We start from the raw sequence: 12,226 nt of genomic DNA on the forward strand, positions 1-12,226 counted from the left end.
CAAATGCTCATTTGCGTTTACTACTTTTTTTAGGCAGTTTCTAGCAAAAAGGCATATCAAATCCAATCCTGTTTTCCGACCAAAAGGGTACGTTGAGGGTAACAAGCGCTTTTCATATTTTGTCACCCCGAAAGCATTTGCCATTTATTATCAACTATTTGTAGGGGATTTTCAATTATTGAAGCTTACATTACTAGTCTCCAGTAATAGCTGTTATTACATTAATTCAGTTTTATTATTAGCTTATACGCCAGAGAGCTCAATGGTTAAACCAACCGCTTGAATGAAATTGAATTTCAATCATAATCTAAGGCTCATCATATTTCTACATGTACGGTGGTTGAATATCATAATAACATGGTACGGAGATTAGCCATGTTTAAGGTAATTGAATAGATATCGTTTATCCAAAGTGCATTTGGTTAAGCAAGTATTAAGCACAAGGGTCGGATTTCTGAAGCCACGTACATCGGCCTTAACCGGAACGATATCAATCGATCCAGGAACAAATAATTACTATATATGAAAAATATATCAGCAGGAGACACAAAACATCGTTCGGGACTTTCGATAAAGCGAAGTCGGAAATGGTCGGCCGAAAGATCAGGGAAAGTGAAAAGTAGATTACGATGTCTCATTGCCTAATGTTTTAGGTATATTATAAATACGATGACGTAAATTGTAGTGATGATGAGGTAAATTATAAGTAATTCTGAAGTAATGAAAAATGATTTGGGCACAAACTCCTTGTCAAAAGATTTGTTGTTTGAAAAGTACCCAAATTCAATATGTAACACTAAACATGACAAAAACATGAGAATGAAAAGTATTGATAAGAACATGGAGAAAGCTAAGGCTATAGGTGCCTACGCAGTGGGCGCTAGGGCAATAGGCGCGGGTGTAACGGGAGCTCTAGCCTTGGGATGCATTGCGATCGGGTCAATCGCTATTGGTGCGTTTTATTTAGGTCGTTTATCCGTTAAAAAGGCCTCGTTTCACGATATGCGTATTGATAAGCTAACTATAGAGGACCTGGAAATTATAAACACTAAGATCAATGTTGAAGGGGGCACCAATGGAGCAGAAAGCTAAAGGGCCAGAGAAAAACGTTGAAAATGAAATCTGCCTGTGCTTTTAACGCCTACGTAAGCTTTTTCAAGAGCTGCCTATTTAGATTAGCATCAGCTTTGGCATATATTTCAGTAGTTTGTACAGATACGTGTCCGAGGAATGTCCCTTATGTAAACCAGGTTTATTCCAGCCTGAAAACCCGCGCTATAAATCTTATTTAAAAACACCTTTAATAAACATCAATAATGACTTTTTTCCAACTCTATAGAAAGTCATATCTATTAATCAATTATTTACCTTAACCCTTCGGACATTCCACAAAGTGCGAAGAATAAAGATCAAAAAAGTGATCGATTCGGATTGCCGTCATCTCGCAAAACAACTGTACTCTGAGTATCTTACGGACATGTATGCGCCTGATGAACTGCAAGAACAGTTAAGGAGCCTTTTCAGGCAAAAGGATAATTTACCAAAGTACGCAAACTAAAAGCCGGATCAAGGCTGAATTGTTCTACTATGGTATTAAAATCCCTTTGCAATAAGATGCGCCAAGGTGGACATGGGACCATTTCAGGAATAGGGCTATTAGAAGGTATGCTGCGGACAGGAAACCTTGTAACGGTTATTAAGCAGAATTCCCAGGACAATTTCGTGGGTACCATTGCTGACCGTCCTTAATTCCGATGTGGTAAAATCGTAAGAATAGCCTATGTTTACAAAGGAACTCAGATTGACGCCAACCAGCGCCGCAAACGAATCATTTCGCCGGTAAGAGCCACCCAGCCATAGTTTATCCTGGAAAGATAATTTCATATTGATATCAAAAGTTGTGGGAACGGGTTTGATGATTTTAACTAGTACCGAGGGCAAAAGGGTAACGTCGTCCGATAAGAATACTTTAAAGCCGCCGGTCAAGAAATAATGCGGAACCGTTTTATTCTGATACGCATTATCTTTGCTGGTGATATATAGGTTCTGAGGCAGTAGCTGCTGCACGGAAAGGCCAATAAAGTAATCTGAAGCATATGCCCAGACCCCAACACCCAAATCCGGTTTCCACTGGTTATTATCCAGGTTGTACAATACCGGATCTAAGGGATCTACAAGATTAAGCTGTGACTGATTGAGTACATGGTGACTAAAACCTGCCGACACGCCCACAGCCAGGTTCAGCCTGGCGGTTAATCCCAGGTGGTAGGCATACGTGGCATCGATATTGGTTTGGGAAATAGGCCCGGTTTTGTCCGATACGATGGTCAGGCCAATACCATGATGGGGTTCAGCTGCCTGATATTGCTGAGTATAGAGCCTGCTGGATGGGTTGACCCCTCCGGCTGCGGGAAGCGCTGTGGCGTCGCCCTGCAGAAAGTTATCTCCAATCGGCGCATTTATCGTCAGATATCCTGTTACCGGAGCGCCTTCCAGGCCTGTCCACTGGCTTCGGTAACCTGCCCTGACATCGGTATAATTCTCGATGCCGGATAAGGCAGGGTTTAGCAGATAATTATTAAATACATACTGGGTGTATTGCGGCCTTTGTTGAGCGAAGGTCAGGGATGTAAAAGCGGTGAGTGTAAAGATAATAAGATACGTCGTGTTTTTCATGATTTATCTAAGGTAACAGCCGGTGTTTTCCGCATTTTAAAATGCTTTTTTCTATTATCGTAGAATGGTTACCGGTCCGGAAATAACCTGGTTATTAACGTTCGTGTTGATGACATAATAATAAGTGCCCGGTGGCAGCGTCTGCCCGTTAAAAGTTCCATCCCAGGGTACAGCATAGCCAATAGAATGGTATAATTTTGCACCATAGCGGTTAAAGACGTCGATTACCGCGTCCTGGTAGGCGACCAGTCCCTTAATCTCCCAAAAATCATTGATTCCGTCACTATTTGGTGTAAAGGTATTCGGAACGGTGAGCTCTGGTGATACTTTAATAAATACCTTATCCTGGCTTACGCAGCCCCTGCTGTCCGTTACCTGAAGGGTATAGGTTCTATCCACCTGCCCGGTAATCACCGGGTTTTTGATTTTGGGATCATTGATCGCAATATTGGGAGACCATAAATATTGTACATTATCATCGCTCACAGTCGGATTTAAGGTGATTATCCGATCCTTGAGTACATACCGGATCTGGCCGGCATTTACGGAAGGGGGAGGAATAAAGGTTACCTGGAGCTCATCTGTGGGCGTGTAACAGACCGCGTCAGCCCCAGTGGCAAGTAAGGTCAATATCACCGATCCGCGCCGGGCATCTTCCGCGCTGGGGATGTAGGAAGCATCCAGCTGATCTGCCGATGGGCTGAATGTTCCGTTACCTGAGCTGCTCCAATGGCTGCCGCCGGCAACCAGCAGTTTGCCCTCTAATGGAACGGCGGCATCCTGGGAGCAGACCTTTCGATCGGCGCCTGCATCCGCGGCTGGCGAGAGGCCGAACGTTATCGTCATATCCGAGGCATCGATCACGCAATCATCCTTGCTGGTAGAAGATAGCGTCAGCGTGAGCGCGCTCAGTTTTCTATCCTGCGCCGAGGGCATATAGCGTGCGTTTAAGTCGTTATTTGCCGGTAAAAAAGTACCGGTTCCACTACTTTTCCATATACCCGTTGTCGTGCCGCCAGATACCTTCCCAGCTAACTGTACAGCAGGAGCAGTAGTACAAACCAATTGGTCAAGTCCAGCATCAGCCTTAGGCGGTTGGTTGACGGCCACTATCGTCGATCCAGCCGCGCTGGTGCAACCGTTAACGGTAACATATAGGTTATAGGACCCTGCAGCCGCAGCAGTCACCTGATTGATGTCAGGATTCTGCAAGGTCGATGTAAAACCGTTTGGCCCTGTCCAAAGGTAACTGGCCTTCTGAACCAGTGCTGTACGTAACAGGATACTGCTGCCCAAACAGACCGGAGAGTTGCTATTGGCTACAGGGGTTTTGGGCTGGGGATTTACCGTAACCGAATAGGTAAACGGATCACCCTGGCAGCCGTAAGCAATCGGCGTGATGATATAAGTAACATTTACCGGACTTTTTCCGGTGTTGATTAACGTTTCGTTGATCGCCGATGACGTTTGATCGGTGACCGCCGGATTGCTGATGTTTGCTACAGCCGCCCTTCTCCAACTGAAAGTAGCGGAGGGAATATTGGCTTGTATGGTGTAATTCTGGGGCGATCCGCTGCAGGCGACACCCTTGTTATCGCTGGTTACTTTGATGGTGGGGTTTACCGTAACAATAAGCTGGGAAGGAACACCCGGGCAGTTGATGGTTTTATAATTGAACGTATAAGTCACATCAACCGGCGCATTGGTGCTATTAAATAAGGTTTCCCGTATGGTACTGGCAGCCTGACCGGTCACTGCAGCGTTGAGGATACCTGCTGCTGCCGTCCTGCCCCAGTTGAAGCTGGTACCCTGCGCGTTGAAAGTGATCGGATAATTGGTACTGGTCGTGTTGCAGATCGTTCTTGCAGCCGGCCCTTCAAGAACGGGCGTTGGATAAACCGTAACGACATAGCTGAAAGTAGGCCCGGGGCAGTTACCTGCAAAAGGCGTGATCAGGTAGGTGACGTCCAGCGGTCCGCTGACAGTGTCGATTAAGGTCTCATTGATATTTGCCGAAGTTTGACCACTGACGGCGGGGTTACTGATGCCTTCCACTGCCGGACGACTCCAGGAAAAAGTGGTCCCGGGAAGATCTGCCGTCATCTGATAGTTTAATGCATTGCCGCTGCAGATCGTTTCCTGCGGCACGCTGGTAACGCTGGGCAAGGGATTTACCTGTACATCAGCCCGGGTTCTCGCACTGGCGCAACCCAGCGTGGTCACCTGTACGTAGTAACTTGTGTTGGCGTTCAGTGCCGTAGTGACCAGCGTGTCTTTCAAAGATAATAAGTTCCCACCGGCAGGCGCATCGTACCATCGGTATTTACCGCCCGCAGGGCTGCTTGCAATCAAGGTAGCCTGTTGACCTTTACAAACGCTCAGTCCCTGAACCTGAGGCGCCTCAGGGATCGGATTTACCATAACGGCGACTTTCGTCCTGGCACTGGTCTGTCCGCTGGCTTTGGTCTCCACGTAATAAGTGGTACTGGCTGTCAGCGGTGGCGTGGTATAATCTCCGCCGGTGAACAGTAATGTTCCTCCGGTGGGCGCATCATACCAACTGTATGTACCGCCGGGCGCGGTTGCCGAGAGGTGCGCGCTGTTACCCAGGCAGACCGATTGCCCCGAAGCGGTGGGAGCGGCCGGAGGGGACTGAAAATGGATGGTCACCCGATCAGATTTGGCCCCGCAGGCATTCCCGGGTTCATTTGAGGTCAGCACCAGTACGGCTGTCCGCTCTCCGGCCCCCGGTGTGTAAACAGTGCTTAATTGGGTTTTGTCCGTAAATGTACCCGTTCCTCCTTTCCATTCACCGCCTGACGCCCCGCTGATACTGCCTGTCAGGCTTACCGGCGTTCCGGCAGGCACGGTGCGGCCGCTGCCGGCACTGACGCGCACGCGCTCGTCGATCCTGACCTGGGCGGTTGCTATTGCTGGTGGCGCTCCATTGCCAATCACAATGGTATTGGTTACCCGGTAGGTTCCGGGTTTACTTGCGCTCAGATCAATTTCACCGCTGCTCACACTCGCAAAAACAAGTCCGGAAGGGCTGGCCGTGAAAACGCCGGCGCTTGTTCCCGGTGAGAAAAAAGGTAAGGGATTGATGCCGTCCTGACAGTAAGGTCCGTTGTAAGAAAAATGGGGATCAGGATGGTCTCCAATCGTCACCACGGCGCTATAGGTACCACCGCAGGGGTTGTTACTGGTTATGGTAATGGTATATCTCCCCGGCGCGGTATGAGAGAGGTCGATTTCGCCCGTGGCAGTATCAACAAAAGTAAGGCCTGAAGGGGCTGAAGTAAATACCCCCCCAGCGGAGCTGCGGATGGTCGGCTTGGGGTCAGTGCCTGAAGTACCAAACGTTCCGGAAGCATATTGAAATCTGATTTCATCAGCGGGGTTAACGTTCGCCGTCACCGGAACTCTTGCACTGCTACAGCCGCCTGCGGTACTTTGAACATAATAGGTTGCCGTACTAGATAAGGCTGGGATTTGAAAATTCGGTCCGGTAGCTACCAATTGCCCTCCGGACGGAGCATCGTACCAACTCAGCGAGCTTCCTGCAGGCGCATTTGCTGATAGCCTGGCCGGTGATCCCTGGCAAACCGAAGTTCCCGTAGCGGTAGGCGCTGGGGGCAACGGATTAACTGTAACGGTTACCGGAGTGCGGAGACTCGCGCAATCGTTGACCGAGGTTTGCACATAATAGGTTTGGCTCGATTGCAATGCTGGGGTGACATAGGTTGGGGCATTCGACAGTAAATTACCACCACTTGCTTTATCATACCAGGCATATTCATCACCTGCACCCGAAGCGGTGAGCGAAGCGCGCTCTCCCGCGCAGATCGTTGCCGGCGACGCCGTGGGCGCCTCGGCAGGGGCCAGCACCGTCACCGGTACCGCTGTTCTTGAGCTGGTGCATCCCGCTAGGGTAGCTTGTACGTAATAGGTTTTGCTGGAGGTAAGCAAAGGAGTAGTAAAACTGGCTGTTGCAGCCAGTAAATTACCACCCGCCGCAGCGTCATACCAGGCCAAGGCAGCGCCGGGATCAGCTGTTGCTGTTAGTGTAGTAACGTTACCGAAGCAAATAACGGACCCGGAAGCTGATGGCGCAGCAGGTTGGGGGCTGACAACCACGTTGACCGCCGAGCGGGAGCTGGAACAATTCCCATTGGTGCTCGATACGTAATAGGTCATCGAGCGGGTCAAAGCAGGTGTATGGTAGCTCAGCCCGGTCGCCAGCAGATGACCTTGTTCCGGTGCATCGAACCATTGGTAATTCGCCGAGGCCGCAGTGGAAGCCTTCAGGATTATGCTTGTTCCATAACAGGTGGCAACGGTTTGCGAAGCCGGCGGAGCGGGAATCTGGTTTACGGTTACCGCCACCGGCGTCCGGTCGCTCACGCAATCTCCAAGCGTGGTTTGAACATAATAAGTGGTCGTTGCGGTAAGGACAGGTGTGGTGAAATCCGGACTTGATATGAGTGGTGTTCCCCCGCTGGGTGCATCATACCAGTTGATGATACCAGAGGGCACCTCGGCATGCAAAGTAGCTACCGATCCAGTGCAGATCGTAGTACCGGTAGCTACTGGTGGCTTGGGTGGCGTACCGACCCTAGCCGTTACCGGAAGTCTTCCGCTAAGGCAGCCGCTGACAATGCCTTCCACATAAAAAGTAGTCGTTTTAAGTAGCGCCGGAATTGTAAAGGTGGGGCCGGTGCCGACCTGGTTACCGCCGGCTGGTGCGTCATACCAGATGTAGCTATCACCACCGCTGGCCGATAAGGTAGCTGCGCTTCCTACGCATACTGTAGCTCCGCTTACCGATGGCTTTGCGGCAACAGTTACGGTGACTGCTGTGCGCGGGCTGGTACACCCGCCAACGGTGGTCTGCACATAGAAAGTTGTACTGCTGGAAATGGGCGGCGTGGTATAGGTATTGCCACTCGTTAAAAAGTTACCGCCCTCAGGCGCATCATACCATTGGTAACTGCCGCCAGGACCGGTAGCAGATAAGGTAGCTACATTACCCTGACAAACTGTTTGCCCGGCTGCCGATGGCGGCCGGGGGGTAAGGGAAACCAGAATATTGATGCTCTTGGTTACCGGCTGACAGCCGGGCGTTTTGTCGCTGACCGAAACGGTATAAGTACCTTCTTTATTAACGCTGATAGATGGGCTCGTTTCCCCCGTACTCCAGACATAAGTGTACGGACCGATGCCATCAGAAGCATTAGCTGTTAACGTTACACTATAGCCCGAGCAGATCGTTGTTCCCGAGGAGACAATATTTACTTTAAGTGTGCATGGCTGGCTTTGCGCCCGAAAGGTGATCAGTAAAAAAATAAATATAAAAAAACGCGTATTCATAAACCACCTTTTGTTTGTAGTCTCTATGTCTATGATAAAGTAAAGGTTGATTTAATAGCCTGCCGCATGGCTGGGTGTCTTAGGACTATTAGCAAAATACCTCAGACAATCGGGGAAACTATTCAAGTTCTCCCTTATACGGAAAAGAAGCAAAATGGTTAGCTGGCCTATTAATTTTATGTTTAGGTGAATAGTATGTGATTGTAAATGAGTCGATTTTAATGATTTTTCGGAGCTGGTGAAAGGGCTGCGGTAATCCCCACTTGTCGGTTTGAGCTCAAACCTTATTTTTTGTCAACCCAAAGCCTAAACTCATACTGGCTCAAAATGGGGCTAGCTTGATTTTTTAGCTATGCCGGCTTTATATTCCAATCAAAATTAATTAACTTCTGTTTTAATGGCGCGGGGTTAAAGTATCATTTATCGTTTCTTAAAAATAATAATTTAAAGTACTTTTGCAAACTATTAATATTGCTTATTGGAGTTATATGATAATACTCTAATAGAATTGACCTATGATTAAACATAACTTTTTATCTTTTATATTTCTCCTGTTCTTGTGTTTCGGAGCGATAAAGCATACTACTGCACAAACGAATCTTCAAAACATCGCCTCTGTTAACGTCGATGATCTTTCCGATCAGCAAATCACCCAGTTGTTGCAACAGGCACAAAATGCGGGATTAAGCGATGTGCAAATTTTACAACAGGCTCAATCCCGAGGCATGTCCAATATCCAGATACAAAAATTGCAGATCAGGATAAAAGATATACGAAGCAAACAGCCGGGAAGTGATGGTAAATCCCGCGATACCATCATCATGACCTCCAGAAAACCTTCTTATAGGGTTGATACCTTGGATACGACCGCTGTTCAAAGGGATTTGTTTGAAAATTTAAAACCTAAAATATTCGGAGCCGAGATATTTAAAAATAAAAACAACAGTTTTGAACCAAATTTGAAGCTGGCAACCCCGGTTAATTACATCGTTGGTCCCGATGACGAGCTTAATATCAATGTTTACGGGAGTTCTGTTGTGAACTGGAAATTGGATGTGTCCCCTGAGGGCAATATCAACATTCCGGGCGTTGGCATTTTGAATGTAGGAGGTAAGACGATAGAAAACGCAACATCGTTGATCAAAAGCAAGCTTGCGGCTAATAATTATGCAATAGGGAGAGGAACGTCAGTTAAAGTGAGTCTGGGTAATATCCGGAGCATAAAAGTGATCATGGTCGGACAACTTGCAAAACCAGGAACTTATACCTTGTCATCGCTTTCTACTGTCTTTAACGCCCTTTACACCGCAGGCGGTCCTACAGAAAATGGCAGCTTACGCCAGATCGAGGTTATCCGAGATAACCATATCATCAGGCATCTGGACGTTTATGATTTCCTGGTTAAAGGTAGTCAGAAGGATAATATTACTTTGCAGGATCAGGATATTGTACGTGTTCCTTCTTATAGGACCAGGGTTGAACTATCGGGTGAGGTGAAAATTCCGGCACTTTTTGAAGTTTTGTCCGGTGAAAGTCTGCAGGATATTATAGGGTATGCGGGAGGATTTACAGATAGCGCCTATACGGCACGAATAAAAATATCTCAGATCAACGACCAGCAGCGCAGGTTAACCGATGTGGTAGAAGCAGATTATAAAAATTATATTCCGTTGCGTGGTGATAAATATTTTATACAATCCATTCTAAACCGGTTTGAGAACCGGGTTGTTATTACCGGAGCGGTATTCAGGCCAGGCGATTATGAATTGCAAAAAGGATTAACCCTTTCAAAATTAATCGATAACGCAGCAGGTCTTAAGGAAGACGCCTTTATGGATCGGGGGACGATTACCAGGTTAAAGCCGGATAATCAGAAGGAATTGATATCCTTCAGTGTCAAGGACGTCATGAGTAACAAGATTTCTATCCCACTACAAAGGGAGGATAGCGTCTATGTCGCCTCGATTTTTGATTTGCGTAACAAATACCTCATCACCATTAACGGGTCGGTGAGAAAACCCGGAACGATGGCCTTTTCAGAAAGTATGAAGGTGGAAGACCTCATCCTCAAGGCCGGAGGTTTCGCCGAAGGGGCAAGTCCTAAACGAATAGAGGTCGCCCGCAGGATAAATAATTCAGACCCGCATTCTAAAAGCAGCAAGGTAGCAGAGGTATTCAGTGTGGACGTCGATAGTCAACTTAAATTAGACAACATCAATTTTGAATTGATGCCTTATGATATCGTATCCGTTTACACGCTGCCGGGATACCAAAAGCAAAGAACCGTAAAAATAGAAGGAGAGGTGCTTTATCCCGGATCATATACGATCATTAAGAAAAATGAAAAGATTTCAGACTTAGTCGCCCGTGCTGGAGGCCTTACCGCTTCGGCAGACGTGGGAGGCGGTTCATTGAAAAGAGATAATATTGCCATTTTAGGTGTTGACAAAACTAAAACGGATACCTTGGCTGTCGAAAAGGAAAGACTTGAACAGTTCAGACGTTTAAAAAGAGATAATAAAGATTTAGATTCAACGGCAATAAAGAACGAGCAGCCAAGAAACAATTATGTGGGTATCGACCTGACCAAAATTTTAAAATCGCCCGGTTCCAAAATAGACCTTTTGCTGGAGGATGGGGATGTGGTACGAATCCCAAAGCAACAGCAGGTTGTTCGGGTAAATGGAGAGGTACTTTATCCGAGTGCTGTGGTTTATACGAATTCAAAATCGTTTAATGATTACGTTTCTAACGCCGGTGGATATTCTCCAAAATCGCTCCGGCGCGGAGCTTATGTCGTATATCCGAATGGCACCGTTAAAGGTACCCGGAAATTTTTGTTTTTTAACGTCCATCCATCTGTAAAACCTGGGAGTGAAATTTATGTACCGTTGAAACCAGTGAGTACGACAAATACAGCCCAAACAATATTAGGATTTACTACGGGATTGGCATCACTAGGAGCCATTATATTGGGTATATTGAGTTTAAATAAATAAGTGTTTAATACAATAGAATAATAGCGGATCAATGGGACAGGCTAGTGATGAGAAAATCAATGCTGATAATGAGCAATTGTCATTAAAGGATTTGATTTTGAAAATAGGTAAATGGTGGCAATATTTATTGTCTAAATGGGTAACCATCCTCATTGCAGGCATTATTGGAGGAGCAATAGGGCTAACCTATGCCTATTTGAAAAAGCCGATTTATAAAGCAGAATTAAGTTTCGCGCTTGATGATGATAAATCATCGAGTGGGGGATTTGGTTCAGCTTTAGGTTTAGCTAGCCAATTTGGAATTGATCTGGGCGGAGGTAACGGTGGTGGGGCTTTTTCGGGCGACAATCTTTTAGCATTGATGAAGTCACGTTCGATGACAGAGAAAGCCCTTTTATCTACAATAACACTAAATGGCAAACAGGAAACGCTTGTTGAATATTATATCTCCTTCAATAAAATACGAAAGACCTGGCAACCTAGTCAAAAATTGAAAAATATTGTTTTTTTACCGAATGCAGATCGTTCGAAATTTTCTTTGCAGCAGGATAGCATTTTAGGCGCGTTTTATCATGCAATAAGTAAAAGCCATTTAACCGTGGATAAAGCAGATAAGAAATTAACCATTATCAGTGTGAAAGTAAGCTCAGAGAATGAGTTATTCGCGAAATATTTTACAGAAATACTTGTCAAAACAGTATCTAATTTTTATGTTGAAACTAAAACCAAAAAGTCAGTCCAAAACGTCAATATATTACAGCGCCAAACTGATTCTGTTCGAAGGGAATTGAACGCTGCCATCAACGGTGTGGCGTCCTCATCGGACCTAAATCCCAATCCTAACCCCGCGTTACAAATATTGAGAGCTCCCGCTATGCGGCGCCAGGTAGATGTACAAGCAAATCAGGCTATTTTAACACAATTGGTCGCAAACCTTGAAATCTCTAAAGTTTCTTTGAGAAAAGAAACTCCACTGATACAAATCATCGATAGACCAATCTTGCCGCTTGAAAAAGAAGCGCTTGGCAAAGTGCAAGGCTTAATAATAGGTGGATTTTTAGGTAGTTTGTTGTTAATTATTTTCATTTCTGCCAGGAAATTCTTTAAGATATTACTTAGTTAAATCATTTACATATCTTTTTTACTTTCTCGAAAAATAAAACTAACCTTCGATGGTAATA

General features: G+C 46.1%; 5 protein-coding genes. 3 read left to right on the forward strand and 2 right to left on the reverse strand.

Annotated elements, in window-relative coordinates:
• The first annotated feature begins 813 nt into the window (after positions 1 to 813).
• Positions 814 to 1,092: a hypothetical protein gene (locus SNE25_RS09655; protein ID WP_321564887.1), complete on the forward strand. Its 279-nt coding sequence runs from the start codon at positions 814 to 816 to the stop codon at positions 1,090 to 1,092.
• Positions 1,093 to 1,656: 564 nt separating this feature from the next.
• Here SNE25_RS09655 and SNE25_RS09660 read toward each other — a convergent pair.
• Together SNE25_RS09660 and SNE25_RS09665 are read right to left on the reverse strand one after the other, a co-directional pair.
• Positions 1,657 to 2,676: a PorP/SprF family type IX secretion system membrane protein gene (locus SNE25_RS09660; RefSeq protein WP_321564888.1), complete on the reverse strand. Its 1,020-nt coding sequence runs from the start codon at positions 2,674 to 2,676 to the stop codon at positions 1,657 to 1,659.
• A gap of 54 nt (positions 2,677 to 2,730) precedes the next feature.
• Complete coding sequence (locus SNE25_RS09665) at positions 2,731 to 8,046, reverse strand: Ig-like domain-containing protein (protein WP_321564889.1); 5,316 nt, start codon at positions 8,044 to 8,046, stop codon at positions 2,731 to 2,733.
• 515 nt (positions 8,047 to 8,561) lie between these two features.
• On the opposite strand from SNE25_RS09665, the gene SNE25_RS09670 reads away from it, so the two are divergent.
• Together SNE25_RS09670 and SNE25_RS09675 are read left to right on the forward strand one after the other, a co-directional pair.
• Complete coding sequence (locus tag SNE25_RS09670; protein WP_321564890.1) at positions 8,562 to 11,045, forward strand: SLBB domain-containing protein; 2,484 nt, start codon at positions 8,562 to 8,564, stop codon at positions 11,043 to 11,045.
• Between the two features lie 31 nt (positions 11,046 to 11,076).
• Positions 11,077 to 12,168 (forward strand): lipopolysaccharide biosynthesis protein, encoded by a 1,092-nt coding sequence (locus SNE25_RS09675; RefSeq protein WP_321564891.1) that lies wholly within the window; start codon positions 11,077 to 11,079, stop codon positions 12,166 to 12,168.
• Positions 12,169 to 12,226: the final 58 nt, after the last annotated feature.

Source organism: Mucilaginibacter sabulilitoris, assembly GCF_034262375.1.
Classification (GTDB): Bacteria; Bacteroidota; Bacteroidia; order Sphingobacteriales; family Sphingobacteriaceae; genus Mucilaginibacter; species Mucilaginibacter sabulilitoris.